The organism is Anoxybacillus sp. (genome assembly GCF_036834105.1).
In the GTDB taxonomy this organism is placed as follows: Bacteria; Bacillota; Bacilli; order Bacillales; family Anoxybacillaceae; genus Anoxybacillus.
Genome location: NZ_DAITON010000017.1, coordinates 1 through 15,572 on the forward strand (window position 1 = coordinate 1; position 15,572 = coordinate 15,572).

The 15,572-nt window shown below is 46.3% G+C and carries 16 protein-coding genes and 1 riboswitch; all 16 genes read left to right on the forward strand.

Annotated elements, in window-relative coordinates:
- The coding region (locus V7Z64_RS03390) for an alpha-amylase family glycosyl hydrolase (protein ID WP_334109321.1) at nt 1-1,386 on the forward strand (1,386 nt) is incomplete at its 5' end.
- Nucleotides 1,387-1,404: 18 nt separating this feature from the next.
- Nucleotides 1,405-3,732: a glycoside hydrolase family 31 protein gene (locus tag V7Z64_RS03395; protein WP_297990596.1), complete on the forward strand. Its 2,328-nt coding sequence runs from the start codon at nt 1,405-1,407 to the stop codon at nt 3,730-3,732.
- Nucleotides 3,733-3,748: 16 nt separating this feature from the next.
- Nucleotides 3,749-4,783: a LacI family DNA-binding transcriptional regulator gene (locus V7Z64_RS03400; RefSeq protein ID WP_297990597.1), complete on the forward strand. Its 1,035-nt coding sequence runs from the start codon at nt 3,749-3,751 to the stop codon at nt 4,781-4,783.
- A gap of 82 nt (nt 4,784-4,865) precedes the next feature.
- Nucleotides 4,866-5,046, forward strand: a riboswitch (cobalamin riboswitch).
- Nucleotides 5,047-5,226: 180 nt separating this feature from the next.
- Complete coding sequence (locus V7Z64_RS03405) at nt 5,227-5,592, forward strand: (2Fe-2S) ferredoxin domain-containing protein (protein ID WP_297990598.1); 366 nt, start codon at nt 5,227-5,229, stop codon at nt 5,590-5,592.
- Nucleotides 5,589-6,341: an energy-coupling factor ABC transporter permease gene (locus tag V7Z64_RS03410; RefSeq protein WP_297990599.1), complete on the forward strand. Its 753-nt coding sequence runs from the start codon at nt 5,589-5,591 to the stop codon at nt 6,339-6,341. Before V7Z64_RS03405 ends, V7Z64_RS03410 begins: the two co-directional genes overlap by 4 nt.
- Nucleotides 6,338-6,607, forward strand: a complete 270-nt coding sequence (locus V7Z64_RS03415; protein WP_004891947.1) for an energy-coupling factor ABC transporter substrate-binding protein — start codon at nt 6,338-6,340, stop codon at nt 6,605-6,607. The genes V7Z64_RS03410 and V7Z64_RS03415 overlap by 4 nt, the downstream gene beginning before the upstream one ends.
- Complete coding sequence (locus tag V7Z64_RS03420; protein WP_297990600.1) at nt 6,600-7,310, forward strand: CbiQ family ECF transporter T component; 711 nt, start codon at nt 6,600-6,602, stop codon at nt 7,308-7,310. Before V7Z64_RS03415 ends, V7Z64_RS03420 begins: the two co-directional genes overlap by 8 nt.
- Entirely contained in the window at nt 7,294-8,058 is a 765-nt protein-coding gene (locus V7Z64_RS03425) for an energy-coupling factor ABC transporter ATP-binding protein (RefSeq protein WP_297990601.1), read from the forward strand. The genes V7Z64_RS03420 and V7Z64_RS03425 overlap by 17 nt, the downstream gene beginning before the upstream one ends.
- A gap of 4 nt (nt 8,059-8,062) precedes the next feature.
- A complete protein-coding gene (gene cobJ, locus V7Z64_RS03430) occupies nt 8,063-9,571 on the forward strand; it encodes a precorrin-3B C(17)-methyltransferase (RefSeq protein WP_297990602.1) in 1,509 nt (502 codons plus the stop codon).
- Nucleotides 9,572-9,576: 5 nt separating this feature from the next.
- Entirely contained in the window at nt 9,577-10,404 is an 828-nt protein-coding gene (locus tag V7Z64_RS03435) for a sirohydrochlorin chelatase (RefSeq protein WP_297990603.1), read from the forward strand.
- 10 nt (nt 10,405-10,414) lie between these two features.
- Nucleotides 10,415-11,191, forward strand: a complete 777-nt coding sequence (gene cobK / locus V7Z64_RS03440) for a precorrin-6A reductase (RefSeq protein WP_297990604.1) — start codon at nt 10,415-10,417, stop codon at nt 11,189-11,191.
- The gene (locus V7Z64_RS03445; RefSeq protein ID WP_297990605.1) at nt 11,192-11,830 is read left to right on the forward strand and encodes a precorrin-8X methylmutase; all 639 of its coding nucleotides are present in this window, start codon (nt 11,192-11,194) and stop codon (nt 11,828-11,830) included. It abuts the gene before it with no gap.
- Nucleotides 11,827-12,939 (forward strand): cobalt-precorrin-5B (C(1))-methyltransferase, encoded by a 1,113-nt coding sequence (locus tag V7Z64_RS03450; protein ID WP_297990606.1) that lies wholly within the window; start codon nt 11,827-11,829, stop codon nt 12,937-12,939. Before V7Z64_RS03445 ends, V7Z64_RS03450 begins: the two co-directional genes overlap by 4 nt.
- On the forward strand, nt 12,905-14,110 hold the full coding sequence (gene cbiE / locus V7Z64_RS03455; protein ID WP_297990607.1) for a precorrin-6y C5,15-methyltransferase (decarboxylating) subunit CbiE: 1,206 nt from the start codon (nt 12,905-12,907) through the stop codon (nt 14,108-14,110). Before V7Z64_RS03450 ends, cbiE begins: the two co-directional genes overlap by 35 nt.
- A complete protein-coding gene (cobI, locus tag V7Z64_RS03460; RefSeq protein WP_297990608.1) occupies nt 14,107-14,808 on the forward strand; it encodes a precorrin-2 C(20)-methyltransferase in 702 nt (233 codons plus the stop codon). Before cbiE ends, cobI begins: the two co-directional genes overlap by 4 nt.
- The gene (gene cobM, locus V7Z64_RS03465; RefSeq protein ID WP_297990609.1) at nt 14,805-15,572 is read left to right on the forward strand and encodes a precorrin-4 C(11)-methyltransferase; all 768 of its coding nucleotides are present in this window, start codon (nt 14,805-14,807) and stop codon (nt 15,570-15,572) included. The genes cobI and cobM overlap by 4 nt, the downstream gene beginning before the upstream one ends.

Here is a 15,572-nt window from a genome sequence, read left to right on the forward strand (position 1 = left end):
GGGAATCCGAAAAATGACTACGACGTCGATGTACACGATCCGAAAGCGTATCACGGTGGCGACTTGCAAGGGGTTATTGACAAGCTCGACTACATAAAGAACATGGGCTTTACAGCTATTTGGCTTACCCCCATTTTTGCGAACGAAACAGGCGGCTACCACGGCTATTGGATTGAAGATTTTTACAAAGTGGAAGAACATTTTGGCACGCTAGATGATGTGAAACGGCTTGTAAAAGAAGCGCATAAACGAGATATGAAAGTCATTTTAGATTTCGTTGTCAATCATACAGGCTACAACCACCCGTGGCTGAACGATCCTGCAAAAAAAGATTGGTTTCATGAGAAAAAAGACATTTTCAACTGGGCCGATCAACAGGAAGTTGAAAACGGCTGGCTGTTTGGCCTTCCAGATTTAGCGCAAGAAAATCCGGAAGTGAAAGCGTATTTATTCGATGTTGCGAAATGGTGGATTCAAGAAACGGACATTGACGGATATCGCTTAGATACGGTTAAACATGTACCGAAATGGTTTTGGGAAGAGTTCGCAAAAGAAGTGAAGTCAGTGAAGGAAGACTTTTTTTTGCTTGGTGAAGTATGGCACGATGATCCGCGTTACGTAGCGCAATATGGGAAGCTTGGCATCGATGCATTAATCGATTTTCCATTTTATAAAGAGGCGTCGGCGATTTTTTCAAACGTCGATCAATCGCTTGAACCGCTGTATAACGTTTGGAAGCGCAACGTGGCGTTTTATGACGAGCCGTATTTGCTCGGAACGTTTTTAGATAATCATGATACCGTTCGCTTTACTCGCTTAGCGTTACAAAATCGCATCAATCCGGTGACGCGCTTAAAGCTTGGTTTAACGTATTTGTTCAGCGCCCCGGGCATTCCGATTATGTATTACGGAACGGAAATCGCGCTTGATGGTGGAGAAGATCCGGATAATCGACGTTTAATGAATTTCCGCACGGATAAGGAGTTAATTGACTATGTGACAAAGCTCGGTGAATTGCGTGAACAATTGCCGTCGCTTCGCCGCGGTGATTTTGAACTGTTGTATGAACAAGGCGGCATGGCTGTGTTTAAACGGACGTATGAAGAGGAAACAACGGTCATCGCCATTAACAACACGTCAAAAACGCAAAAAGTGACGTTAACTGACGAACTAGAACAAGGAAAAGAGTTGCGCGGCTTGCTTGCTGGCGATTTAGTCCGTAGCAAAGATGGCAAGTATGATATCATTTTAGATCGCGAAACAGCGGAAATTTACGTGTTGGCGCCGAAAACAGGATTAAACATTCCGTTTATTGCGGCGCTTGTGGCGGTGTACGCTTCGTTTGGACTGTTTTTATATTTAGCGCGAAAACGGAAGCGATCATAACGATAGGGGGCGGCGTGTATGCTAGAGGAGACGAGCTTTGCGATTCGGCCGACAAATGATACGAGTGAAACAGGTGCGTGGCAATCGGTTGGCGATGTGCAAAAAATTGAAGAAAAAAAGCAAATCATTTCATTTACGTGCGAGGGGGCATCGGGTAAAATTCATTTTTATCGTGACGATATCGTTCGGATCATGATCGATCCGTTTGCTCAAAAGTACGCTTCCGTTAGTCCAGCGGTCGTGGCAGCGCCAGAGAAAGTGACGATGCATGTGCAGGAAGTGGAAAATGGTTGGGAGTTAAAAACGAATGCGCTGACGGTCGTAATTGAACGAAGTCCGTTTCGTATAACGGTTTATGATCGAGAAGGGACGGTGCTTGTACGCGATGTCGAGCCGGTTCGTTTTCAAGCGAAAGGACGCATACGCTGTGCGCACGCCCTCGCTCCGACCGATGTCGTGTACGGCTTAGGTGAAAAAACAGGAGTGTTAAATAAACGCGGAGCGGTATGGAAGATGTGGAATACAGATGTGTATGCCCCGCACAATTTAGAAACAGATCCGCTATACCAGTCGCATCCGTACATGATCGTGTTAAAGGACGGACATGCACATGGCATCTTTTTCGATCATACGTATGAAACGACGTTTGACTTGCGGCATGAATCGTTTTATACGTTCACGTCAGAAGGTGGTGCGATCGACTATTACGTGTTTGCCGGTCCGCATCCAAAAGATGTGTTGACGCAATATACGCATCTCGTTGGCCGCATGCCGCTGCCGCCAAAGTGGGCGCTCGGTTATCATCAGTCGCGCTATAGTTATGAAACGGAACAAGAAGTGCGTGAATTAATTGATACATTTCGCGCGAAACGTATTCCTCTTGATGCGATATATTTAGATATTCATTATATGGACGAATATCGTGTATTTACGTTCGATCAACATCGGTTTCCACATCCGAAATCGCTCGTTCAATACGCGAGCGAACAAGGGGTTCGCATCGTTCCAATTGTTGATCCGGGCGTGAAAGTAGACGCAGAGTACGATACGTATCGCGATGGCGTGCAAAAAGATTATTTTTGTAAATATGCAGACGGAACGTTGTTTAAAGGAGACGTTTGGCCAGGGACGAGCGTGTTTCCTGACTTTTTGAAGAAAAAAGTGCGCAAATGGTGGGGCGAACAACATGCGTTTTACACGAGCATCGGTATCGAAGGCATTTGGAACGATATGAATGAGCCGTCTGTGTTTAATGAAAAGAAAACGATGGACGATCAAGTCGTTCATGACGGATGGAAAACGCATCGTCAAGTGCATAACATATACGGAATGATGATGACGGAAGCGACGTACAACGGATTGAAAAAGCAACTGAAAGGGAAGCGTCCGTTTGTGTTAACGCGCGCCGGTTTTTCAGGCATTCACCGGTATGCTGCTGTGTGGACAGGAGACAACCGCAGTTTTTGGGAACATCTTGAACTATCTTTGCCGATGTGTTTAAATTTAGGATTATCTGCCGTTGCATTTTGTGGGGCGGATGTGGGCGGCTTCGCTCACGATGCTCATGGGGAATTGCTTGTTCGTTGGACGCAAGTCGGCGCCTTTTTCCCATATTTCCGCAATCATTGTGCAATTGGTTTCGCCCGTCAAGAACCGTGGGCGTTCGGTGAAACATATGAACAGATGGTGAAGCGATATATTGAGTTGCGCTACGAGTGGCTCCCACATTTGTACACGTTATGTTTTGAAGCATATCAAACAGGTGTGCCGATGATGCGCCCGCTCATGTTGGAATATCCGGACGATGCTGAAACGTGGAACATATCGGATCAATTTATGGTCGGCAATGAAGTCATGATCGCGCCGGTCATGCGTCCGCACACGTTCCATCGCCTCGTCTATTTTCCGAAAGGGCGTTGGATCGATTATTGGACGAAAGAAAAATTTGAAGGCGGCAGACGATATATTGTCGAAGCGCCGCTTGACCGCTTGCCGATATTTGTAAAAGAAGGGGCGATGATTGCCCGCGCCGAAGTAAAACAATCGACGTCCATTGCGGACGAACAGTTGACGTTGTATGTGTATACGATGGAGGAAGGAACATCATCATATACGTTATACGATGATGACGGCACAACGTTTGCATATGAAAAAGGAGAGTATGTGAACATGCACATTCGTGCGGTATTTTCACACGATACCGTTCATTTTCACGTCGAGGCGGAAGGGACGTATCAAACGCCGTGGCGTATGCGTGTCGTGTTTGTTGGATATGTGCCGTCAACGGTCATAGTTAACGATGAACAAAGATTTGTCGATGAAGCGACAAACACGTTTGTTTTGTAAGAGATGGGGGATTTTTATGACAGTAACGATTAAAGATGTAGCGAAACGAGCGAACGTGGCACCATCGACCGTTTCGCGCGTCATTGCTGACAGTCCGCGCATTAGTGAAAAGACGAAGAAAAAAGTGCGCGAAGCGATGAAAGAGCTCGGCTATCATCCGAATTTTATCGCCCGCAGTTTAGCAAATAAATTGACGCAAGTGATCGGCTTAATTATGCCAAGTTCAGCCGATAAAGCGTTTCAAAACCCGTTTTTCCCCGAAGTCATTCGCGGCATTAGCAAAGCGGTGCATGATCGACAATATGCGTTGCAGTTGTCGACAGGGGAGACGGAAGCGGAAATTTATGAAGGCGTCGTCCATATGGTGCAAGGAAAGCGCGTCGATGGGGTGATTTTGCTGTATTCGCGCGCGAACGATAAAATTATGGCGTATTTACAAAAAGAAGACGTGCCGTTTGTCGTCATTGGTAAACCGCATAAAAAAGCGGAGCAAATTACGCACGTTGATAACGATAACGTTCGCGCCGCGCGCGAGGCGACGGAATATTTAATTGAGCTCGGTCATGAACGCATCGCTTTTGTCGGAGGAAATGTAAATCTCGTCGTGACGATGGATCGTTTGCGCGGATATGAAAAGGCATTAAAATCGGCTAGTCTTTCGTATCGAAAAGATTACATCGTGCATGAAGAATTTTTAAAAGAGGGCGGCCAAGAGGCGATGAAAGGGTTGCTTTCGTTAGCTGAACCGCCGACTGCGCTCGTTGTCGCCGACGATTTAATGGCGCTCGGCGTGTTAAATACGCTTGCGGAAATGGGCTTAAGCGTACCAGCCGATTTGTCGATCGTGAGCTTTAACAACGTGCTTTTATCAGAAATTTCCCGTCCGCCATTAACATCGGTAGACATTAACATTTTCCAGCTCGGCTTTGAAGCAGCAAGAAATTTAATTCAACAAATCGAAAACCCGAATGAGCCAATTAAACGCATCATTATTCCACATACGCTCGTCAAACGGTTTTCATGCGATTATTACAAAGCACCTTCTGAATAGGAAGGTGTTTTTTTATCAACGGGCTAGGCGAGAAGAAAAAAATGGTGTATTATATTCTTAACATTTACGCTCTTTGAAAAATATATACGATGAGCAAGTACGGTGCATACGTCCGTATGCTTAAAAGGGAAGAACGGTGCAAAGCCGTCGCGGTACCCGCCACTGTGATGGGGAGTTTCGTTGCAATATGCCACTGATTTTTGGGAAGGCGCAACGAAATGATGAACCTAAGCCAGGAGACCTGCCTGCTTGCGATACGTCGGCTGCCTACGGGAATATAGGTGGACGTGCGGAGACGATGGGAAGCAACGGTTGTGAATACATGATAAGCAATCGCCATAAGAGATACAACGGTTGTGAATGCATGATTGTTTGAATGTTTCGTTTTTTCTGCACCTCTACCTAGAGGTGCTTTTTTATTTTGGAAAAAAGGGGCGACATATATGGCAACATGGAATTTACAAGGAACGACACATCACGTGCTTATTTGCAACGGGGGAAGCTGCATGAGAAAAGGAGGGGAAGAGGTGACGCAAGCGATTCGCGATGAAATTGATCGGTTGCAGTTACATGGGCGCGTTCATACGACGCGTACACGATGCAACGGTCGCTGCGAAGACGCATGTGTCGTCATCGTTTATCCAGAAGGTGTTTGGTATCGTACGATTGATGAACAAATAGGAAGGGACATCATACGAAATCATGTACGTGACGGGAACATATTGCGCGATTACGTCACGTATACGTATGAACATACAGGATTTGTGATGCCTAAACATAGCGTTGCGACAAGGGGGAAAGAAAAATGAAGCGAAACGTATGGTGGATCGTTTGTACATGCTTGACTGTCTACGTTTTATTTGCGCTTTCACCTTCAGTATATGCGATGCACATTATGGAAGGATTTTTACCTTGGCATTGGGCGCTCGTTTGGTGGTTGTTATTTTTGCCATTTTTCTTTGTCGGTTTACGGACGATGACGCGCATCGTAAAACAACAGCCGGAAATGAAAATGTTGCTTGCGCTAGCGACCGCATTTACATTCGTTCTTTCCGCTTTAAAAATTCCATCTGTCACAGGAAGCAGTTCGCATCCGACAGGGACAGGTCTCGGTGCGCTGTTATTTGGGCCGTTTGTCATGACGGTCATCGGTACGGCTGTGTTAATGTTTCAAGCATTATTGCTTGCGCATGGCGGATTGACAACGCTCGGTGCAAATGCGTTTTCGATGGCGGTTATTGGTCCGTTTGTAGCGTACGTGTTGTTTGTTGTATGCCAAAAGCTTCGCATTTCAATGCGCCTTTCTGTTTTTGTGGCGGCGATGTTTGCCAATTTAGCTACGTATGTGATGACATCGATACAACTTGCGCTAGCATTTCCAGATGCAACAGGTGGGGTATGGGGGGCGTTCTTAAAGTTTGCTTCCATTTTTGCTGTGACACAAATACCGCTTGCAATTACCGAAGGGCTTCTGACTGTTGTTGTATGGAATTTTTTACATACGTACGTGAAACATGAATTAAATATATTGCAACAGAAAGGGGCGTCTGCTAAATGAACAATCGACTATTGCTTTTCCTTGCCGCACTTTTGATCGTTTTGCCGCTCGTCGTTGTAAAACATACGGAGTTTGCTGGGGCGGATGCGCTTGCGGAAGAGATGATTCAACAACTTGCGCCCAACTATGAACCGTGGTTCGATGTGTTTTTTGAACCGCCCGGCGGGGAAGTAGAAACGTTGCTATTTTCATTGCAGGCGGCAATTGGAGCGGGAGTGATTGGCTACATTATCGGCTTGTATAGAGGGCGAAAACGAAATGGTTAGCTGGCTTGACGAATGGGCGTATCGCAATCGGCTTGCGAAACTTCGGGCGACATTTAAACTGACATTTTCATTTATTTTGCTTATATGGGCGATGATTGGAACGAATATCGGTCGGCTGCTTACGATCGGATGGATGCTCATTTGGCTCATTGTTTATGCGCGCTTACCGTGGCGTGCTTGCTTACGTGTTTGTTTACTTTTTTCGCTCGTCATTCTTTGGAGTAGCGCACCGCTTCTTCTTTCATTTGATGGTGATGTTGTGGACGTTTCCTATGTAGGTACGATTTGTTTACGGGCGTTTACATGCTCGCTCGTTCTCTTTTTTCTTGCCGCAACAACGCCATTTTTTCGCTTGGCATGCGCACTACAAACATTGCGCATCCCGCGTGTACTAATAGAGCTTCTATTGTTAACGTATCGTTTCATTTTCATGTTGGAAAAGGCAGCAAGAGAGCTGTTTGTTACGGTGCGCGTGAGACAAGGAGAACGAAATTGGCGGATCGCTTCACTTGCTGTTGCGCAATTGTTACGCCACACATTGCATCAATATGAGGCGATGGTCATTGCGCAACGAGCGCGCTACGTCTCTTTTACAGCTCCGCGGTGTACGGACGAGCAATTGCCAAAAAGGTATGTCATTGAAGCATCGCTTGGCATCGTTGTTTTGCTTATCATGGAGGGGTTATATGCTGCAGTTTCATGATGTTCACTATACGTACCGAAACGGTGCACGCGTCTTAAAAGGAGTATCGCTTACGATCGAACGTGGCAAAAGATATGCATTGATCGGAAAAAACGGTTGTGGAAAAACAACATGGTTGCTTCATACAAACGGCATTTATCGCCCAACAAAAGGGGAGGTGTATTGGGAAGGAAAAAGTCTAAAGGAACATTTGCGCCAACATGTCGGCGTCGTTTTTCAAAATCCAGAACATCAATTTTTAGCACCAACGATCGAAGAGGAGCTTGCGCTTAGTTTGCAAGGGAATAGCGAACGGATCGAACGAGCGATAAAAACATTTTCGCTTGCTGAATGGCGAGACGTGCCCATTCACCATCTCAGTCTCGGACAAAAAAAGTGGTTGTCGCTCGCTGTTGCGATGGCCTCTCAACCGGAGTTGCTTATTGTCGATGAGCCAGCTGCTTATTTAGATGCTGCACAGAGCGAGCGCCTCATCATGAAACTAAATGAGTGGCACGAAGCAGGTACGACGCTCGTTGTCATCACTCATGATTTTGATTTCGTATGGCAATGGGCAGACGAAGTGTTTGTCATGCATGATGGACGCATCGTTTTGCACGGTACACCTGCGTTTATATTTTCACAAGTAGATATTTTTCACCAGCTTCGTTTGCCGCTTCCTCTTCTTTTACGCATATGGATGAAGGAAAACAAGCCGTATACAGAGCAGCAACTATTTGAATGGATCGAACGATGGAAAAAGGGGTGAAAACATGATGGGAAAATTGTTTGTCGTCGGTTTTGGGCCAGGAAGTGTTGACCATATGACGAAACGGGCGCGTGAAGCGATTGAAGAAAGCGATGTTATCGTTGGTTATAAAACGTATGTCGATTTAATTACAGACATCATTCGTGGAAAAGAAGTGATTAGCACAGGGATGACGGAAGAAGTGAGTCGAGCACAAGAAGCTGTAAAGCAGGCAGAACGCGGAAAAAACGTCGCTGTCATCTCGAGCGGAGATGCCGGACTGTACGGTATGGCCGGGCTTGTTTACGAGGTGTTAATTGAAAAAGGGTGGCATAAGGAAACAGGGATCGAAGTGGAAGTCATTCCAGGCATTTCGGCCATCCATTCTTGTGCCGCTTTGTTAGGGGCGCCGATTATGCATGACGCATGCACGATTAGTTTAAGCGACCATTTAACACCTTGGCATGTGATCGCCAAAAGAATTGAAGCAGCAGCTGCGGCAGATTTTGTCATTGCGCTATACAATCCAAAAAGCGGCCGCCGCACACAACAAATTGTCGAAGCGCAGCGCATTTTATTGACGTATCGTTCGCCACATACACCAGTTGGTCTTGTAAAAAGCGCGTATCGTGAGCGGCAACATGTCGTGTTAACGAATATAGGCGACATGTTAGAGCACGACATCGGCATGTTGACGACAGTCATTATTGGAAACTCCTCTACGTTCGTTCATGACGGTCTTATGATTACACCGCGTGGCTATGAACGGAAATATAACTTATCTAGTGCCGTTCAGCCGTTAAAACCGCACGAGCGACTACGTCCAGAAGCAGAGCCGTGGGCGTTGACGCATGTGCGCTCACTAGCGGAAGAGGCGTATGCAAAAGTAAATGTAGAACGATTGGAAGTAGCAGTCAGTCCGGGAATTGCAAAGAAAACGTGGGAGCCTGAGCAAATGGTGCAACTTGCCCGCATCGTTGGCGAGCAAGGAACAATCACGTATACACCTGATCACTACTTTAAAGTGACGATGGAAACGAATCGGGCAGATGAAGTTGTGCGCGCGCTCGTACAAGTTGGATTGACGGTCGCGCCTGTTGGAGATGTGTTTGTTATGAAAGCTTGTGACTTTTGCGATGGGGAGAAAAAAGATGCGATTCCTTATGCAGAGCAACTATATAAACAGTTTGGTGGCATGAAGTTGCCAAAGGAATTGCGTGTAGGATTTAACGGGTGCGGCATGGCATGTTATGGAGCCGTTCATGAAGATATTGGGATTGTTTATCGCAAAGGGGCGTTTGATTTATTTTTAGGTGGAAAAACGGTAGGAAGAAACGCTCATCCTGGACAGCTTGTTGCTGAAGGCATTCATCCCGATGATCTTGTTGAAACGATTGCTCGGATCATTGCGCAATACAAAGAAGAGGGATATGCAAACGAACGATTTCATAAGTTTTTTGAACGAAAAAAAGAAGTCGGTGGCTTCGTTTACGGACAGACGAAGAACGTCGAGCCAGCGGCATGTGGGGAGTGATACATGTGAAAGCAATTTTGTTTGTTGGGCATGGGAGCCGTGATGAAGAAGGAAACGAGCAAGTACGACAGTTTGTTCAAACGATTCGTCCGCACATTGATGCGACGTTTTATGTGCATACATGTTTTTTAGAATTTGGTATTCCGTCTGTAACAGATGGTATCGTTCATTGTGTCGAACGAGGAGCAACGGAAGTCATTGTCATCCCTATCATTTTACTTCCAGCTGGCCATTCGAAGTTGCATATTCCGGCAGCGATTGATGAGGCAAAAGAACGTTACCCGTACGTCTCATTTACGTACGGACGACCGCTTGGCATACACGATGCGACGTTTACGATTTTGCACGATCGCTTACAAGAAGCTGGCGCCGTTGTGGACGGTGAGACAGCAATTATTTTATTAGGACGAGGTGGGAGCGATCCAGATGCAAATAGCGATTTGTATAAAATTGCCCGCTTATTTTGGGAGCGAAATAAACAGACGATTGTAGAACCGGCGTTTATGGGGGTGACGAATCCGTCATTAGATGAAGCCGTCGACCGATGTGTCAAACTCGGTGCGAAAAAGATTGTGATTTTGCCGTACTTTTTATTTACAGGCGTATTAATCAAACGGTTAGAAAAGCGAGTTTCCGAGTTTCAAATAACATATCCGCATCTTTCATTTACTCTTGCAAACTATTTTGGGTTTCACCCGGCACTACAAACGATCGTACTTGATCGGTTGCAAGAGGCGCTGAATGATTCGGTTTATATGAATTGTGATACGTGTCAATATCGGCTTCATGTCGCTGAACATCATCACCATCATCATCACCATCACGATCATTGAGGTGAAGCACATGATTATGATGTTATCAGGAACAAGCGATGCGAGACAGTTAGCGCTAGCTATTCGCGATGCGGGATATGACATCTTTGCGACCGTCGTTACCGAACATGCGGCAGAGCAGATGGCTCATGTCGGCATTCATGCCCACGTCGGACGATTAACAGCGTCACAAATGATTGCGCTCATAAACGAACATCAAGTCAAGGCGATCGTTGACGCGAGCCATCCGTTCGCGGAAGAGGCGTCGCGTCAAGCGATGCAAGCTGCAGAAAGAGCGTGCGTTCCGTACATTCGTTATGAGCGAAAAGAAAGCGTGATTGCGTATGAGCGCGTTACATTTGTCGATAGCTATAAAGCGGCGGCACAGTATGCAGCAAAAAAGCGGGGAGTCATCATGCTTACGACGGGAAGCAAGACGTTACACATTTTTGCAGAGCAGTTGCTTCCGCTTCCTGATGTTCGCCTCATTGCCCGTATGTTGCCGCGGAAGGACAATATGGAAAAGTGCGAACAATTGGGCTTTCCACAAGAAAATATTATTGCGATGCAAGGTCCGTTTACGAAACAGTTAGATGTTGCACTTATGAAACACTTCGGAGTGACGCTTCTTGTGACGAAAGAAAGCGGACGGGTTGGCTTCGTCGATGAAAAAATTGCTGCGGCGCAAGAGCTTGGTATCGAAACGGTCGTTATTCGTCGCCCAAAACTTGCTTATCCAAACGTGTACGATGAATTTTCTGACATCATTCGCGCACTTGAGCGGGAGATAAAAAAGGAGGGAAAGTAAATGTTTCGTCCAATAACTGTGCAACCAGAACAAATTGAGCAAAAAAGCTTTCAAATCATTGATGAAGAAATAGGAGAGCATACGTTCACTCCCGAGCAGTATGCCATTGTTCAACGCGTCATTCATGCGAGCGCCGATTTTGAATTAGGGAAAAGTCTTTTATTTCATCCGCGAGCGATTGAAGCAGGAACGGCTGCGATTCGTGCGGGGAAAAAGATCGTGGCTGACGTCCAGATGGTACAAGTAGGGATCAATAAAGCGCGCATTGAAAAATACGGTGGAAGTATCCACGTCTATATTTCTGATGAAGATGTGATGAAAGAAGCAAAACGGCTAAATACAACGCGGGCAATTGTGGCGATGCGCAAAGCGGTGAAAGAGGCAGACGGGGGGATTTTTGCGATTGGAAACGCTCCAACGGCGTTGCTTGAGTTAATTCGGTTAGTAAAAGAAGGAGTGGCGCGTCCCGGCTTAATTATCGGTCTACCTGTCGGGTTTGTCTCCGCGGCAGAGTCAAAAGAAGAATTAGCGAAATTAGACGTTCCGTTTATTACGAACATCGGAAGAAAAGGAGGGAGCACAGTTACTGTCGCCGCATTGAACGCCTTGTCTATTTTGGCGGAGCGAAAATCAGTATGAAAAAGGAAAATTTGCGTGAAGGGTATACGACTGGAGCGTGCGCAACGGCCGCCACAAAAGCGGCGTTGCTTGCGCTCATTACAGGCATGAAGCAAACGGAAGCAACGATCATGCTTCCGATTGGTCGGGAGGTGACGTTTCCGGTCGCTGCTTGTGAAGTACATCTACATGCAGCAAGCGCCACAGTCATAAAAGATGGTGGGGACGACCCTGACGTCACGCACGGTGCTTCGATCGTTGCAACGGTAAGCTGGACGGAAGAGGGTATCCATATTGACGGAGGAGAAGGGGTAGGAAGAGTAACAAAACCGGGTCTTCCTGTTCCGATCGGGGAGGCAGCGATCAATCCCGTTCCTCGTCAAATGATGACGGACGTTGCTCATCAATTGCTTACAAAATACGGCGTGACATGCGGCGTGAGCATCGTTATTTCTGTTCCGAATGGAGAAGAAATAGCGAAAAAAACGTTAAACGGGCGGCTCGGTATTATAGGTGGAATTTCCATTTTAGGAACGCGTGGCATCGTCGTCCCGTTTTCTACGTCCGCCTATCGAGCAAGTATTGTACGTGCGCTCGAAGTCGCTGTCGCTTGTGGATGTGACCACGTTGTCGTGACGACGGGTGGGCGAAGTGAGCATTATGCGATGAAACAATATAGCCACTTGCGGGAAGAGGCTTTTATTGAGATGGGCGATTTTGTCGGTTTTACGTTAAAGCAGTGCAAGCGGCTTGGCATGAAAACAGTATCGCTCGTTGGCATGATGGGCAAATTTTCAAAAGTGGCGCAAGGAATCATGATGGTACATTCGAAAAGTGCCCCTGTCGATTTTCATTTTTTAGCTCGTATCGCTGAACAATGCGGTGCTCCAACAAACATAGTTGAAGCTATTCAACAGGCGAATACGGCGTCACAAGTCGGCGATATGATGTACGAGGCAGGATATATGACGTTTTTCGATTTGTTATGTGACTATTGTTGTCAACATGCGTTACGCGAAGTAGGTGGGGGAATGACGGTGGAAACGACAATGTATACGTTGAAAGGACAATTGCTAGGAAAGGCGGTGCGAAGCGATGGAACAGATCAAACTAATCGGAATCGGGGCTGATGGGAAAGCGTCGCTTCCATCAATGTATAGACAATGGATTGACGAAAGCGAACGGCTCGTTGGTGGGGAACGGCAACTATCTTTTTTTCCTGATTATCGTGGAGAGACAATTGTTATTCGCAACAACTTATCATCGCTCGTTTCCACGTTAATGAATGAGCCGAAAAAAACAGTTATTTTAGCTTCAGGCGATCCGTTGTTTTATGGCATCGGCAGCTATTTAGCGAAAAAAATGCCGATTGCTGTGTATCCATCCGTTAGCTCGTTGCAATGGGCGTTCGCGAAAATGGGAGAAAGTTGGCATGATGCGTACGTCATTAGTTTACATGGGCGCACGATGAAAGGGCTAGCACAGCGAATCGATGGAAAAGAAAAGGTAGCGATTTTAACAGATGAAACGAACGATCCGCCTGCCATTGCCTCGTATTTGCTGGCTTATGGGATGACGGAATATGAAGCGTTTGTCGGGGAGCATCTTGGAGGCGAAAACGAGCGCTGTCGCTTTTTTACGTTGGAAGAGATGAAGGAGGCTTCGTTCACTCCATTAAATATTGTCGTTTTGCGCAGAAAAACAGATGGGAAGAAGTGGACGTTTGGGATCGACGATGCTGAATTTTTTCAGCGCAAGCCAGAGAAAGGGCTAATTACGAAAAAAGAAGTACGCGTGCTAAGTATACAAGCTCTCCGTCTTCATGAAAGAAGCGTTGTATGGGACATTGGGACGTGCACGGGGTCGGTAGCGATTGAAGCAGCAAAAATGGCTCGAGAAGGGGCGGTTTTTGCGATTGAAAAAAATGCTTTAGATATAGAAATATGTCAGAAAAATATGAAAAAGTTCCGCGCAGATTTTACACTTGTGCACGGACGAGCGCCTGAAGGATTAGCGCAATTTCCTGACCCAGATGCGATTTTCATCGGGGGAACGTCAGGAAGTTTACGCGACATTATCGACGTATGTTGTACGCGATTAAAAAAAGGTGGGCGCATCGTCATCAATGCCGTCACAATCGAAACGTTATATGAAGCGACAGAGGCATTGCGAACGCATGGTTATGCTGTCGATATTTTGCTCGCCCAATTTTCACGAAGCAAACCCATTTTACAATTGACACGTTTTGATGCATTAAATCCGATATACATGATTTCAGCACGAAAGGATGAAAGCGAATGATCGGTACGTTATATGGCATTGGCGTCGGTCCGGGAGATCCGGAACTGCTGACAGTGAAAGCTTTTCGCCGTCTAAAAGAAGCGCATGTCATCGCCTATCCAAAAAAGGCGAACGGGAGTAAAAGTTACGCCCAACACATTGTTGAAGCTTACTTTTCCAAAACGGAAAAACAGATGATTGGTCTCGTGTTTCCGATGACGAAAGATGAACGCCTGTTGCGAGAAAAGTGGAGTGAAACAGTAGAAACGGTATGGGCTTACTTACGTGAAGGAAAGCATGTCGCATTCGTCACGGAGGGCGACCCGCTTTTATATAGCACATGTATTCATTTTATGCGCACGATGCGAACATATCATCCAGACGTGCCGATCGAAATCATCCCAGGTGTTTCATCAATGAATGGGGCAGCGGCTCGCTTGCAGTTGCCGCTAGCTGATGGCGATGAGACGATCGCCATCGTCCCAGCCCGAGATGATTATGACGCGATGAAAAAAGCGTTGCAAGATCACGATTGCGTCGTGTTTTTGAAAGTGGCGAAAGCAATGCCGCTCCTTCTCTCGCTTTTAAAAGAGATGAATTTAATCAATAAAGCGGCGGTTGTAACAAAAGTGACATCTCATGAAGAAATCATATGGGATGTGACGAAGCTTGAACACACATCTTTACCATATTTGACGTTAATGGTGGTGAGAAAGTGAAAATATACATTGTCGGGGCTGGGCCCGGTTCGCCGGAACTTATTACTGTGAAAGGGATGAAGTTGTTGCAGCAAGCGGACGCCATCTTTTACACCGATTCGCTTGTCAATGATGAACTGCTTACATATGCAAAAGAAGGCGCGCGCATTTTTTGTACATCGGGTATGCATTTAAAGCAAATGGTTGCCATGATGTGCGAAGAAGTGAAAAACGGACATATCGTCGTTCGTCTTCACACTGGTGATCCATCCATTTATGGGGCGACGATGGAACAAATCGTACTTTTGCGAAAAGAAGGAATTGACGTTGACATCGTGCCGGGAGTTAGTTCTGTATTTGCTGCCGCCGCTGCTGCACAAGTAGAATTGACCGTACCGAATTTAACGCAAACGGTCATTTTAACGCGAGCAGAAGGGAGAACCCCAGTTCCTGAAAAAGAACAGCTCGCTTCGTTGGCGCAACATCATTGTACCATCGCTCTTTTTTTAAGTGCGACGTTGACGAAAAAAGTGACAGCTGCATTTCTTGAAGCAGGATGGAGCGAGCATACGCCTGTTGTCGTTGTGTATAAAGCGACATGGCCGGATGAAAAAGTCGTTCGTTCTACCGTGGGCACGCTCCATGAAGATATGCAGCGCCACGGCATTCGGAAACACGCCCTTATTTTAGCAGGCTGGGCGCTTTCTGATCGACTTGATGAATCGTATCGCTCGAAACTGTATGACGAGACATTTACACACGGCTATCGCAAAGGGAGGGAGTAG

Excerpts from the sequence above, each read along its gene's own strand:
- V7Z64_RS03395 (WP_297990596.1), top strand. The coding sequence starts at position 1,405 with ATGCTAGAGGAGACGAGCTTTGCGATTCGGCCGACAAATGATACGAGT.
- V7Z64_RS03400 (WP_297990597.1), top strand. The coding sequence starts at position 3,749 with ATGACAGTAACGATTAAAGATGTAGCGAAACGAGCGAACGTGGCACCA.
- V7Z64_RS03405 (WP_297990598.1), top strand. The coding sequence starts at position 5,227 with ATGGCAACATGGAATTTACAAGGAACGACACATCACGTGCTTATTTGC.
- V7Z64_RS03410 (WP_297990599.1), top strand. The coding sequence starts at position 5,589 with ATGAAGCGAAACGTATGGTGGATCGTTTGTACATGCTTGACTGTCTAC.
- V7Z64_RS03415 (WP_004891947.1), top strand. The coding sequence starts at position 6,338 with ATGAACAATCGACTATTGCTTTTCCTTGCCGCACTTTTGATCGTTTTG.
- V7Z64_RS03420 (WP_297990600.1), top strand. The coding sequence starts at position 6,600 with ATGGTTAGCTGGCTTGACGAATGGGCGTATCGCAATCGGCTTGCGAAA.
- V7Z64_RS03425 (WP_297990601.1), top strand. The coding sequence starts at position 7,294 with ATGCTGCAGTTTCATGATGTTCACTATACGTACCGAAACGGTGCACGC.
- cobJ (WP_297990602.1), top strand. The coding sequence starts at position 8,063 with ATGATGGGAAAATTGTTTGTCGTCGGTTTTGGGCCAGGAAGTGTTGAC.
- cobK (WP_297990604.1), top strand. The coding sequence starts at position 10,415 with ATGATTATGATGTTATCAGGAACAAGCGATGCGAGACAGTTAGCGCTA.
- V7Z64_RS03445 (WP_297990605.1), top strand. The coding sequence starts at position 11,192 with ATGTTTCGTCCAATAACTGTGCAACCAGAACAAATTGAGCAAAAAAGC.
- V7Z64_RS03450 (WP_297990606.1), top strand. The coding sequence starts at position 11,827 with ATGAAAAAGGAAAATTTGCGTGAAGGGTATACGACTGGAGCGTGCGCA.
- cbiE (WP_297990607.1), top strand. The coding sequence starts at position 12,905 with ATGGAACAGATCAAACTAATCGGAATCGGGGCTGATGGGAAAGCGTCG.
- cobI (WP_297990608.1), top strand. The coding sequence starts at position 14,107 with ATGATCGGTACGTTATATGGCATTGGCGTCGGTCCGGGAGATCCGGAA.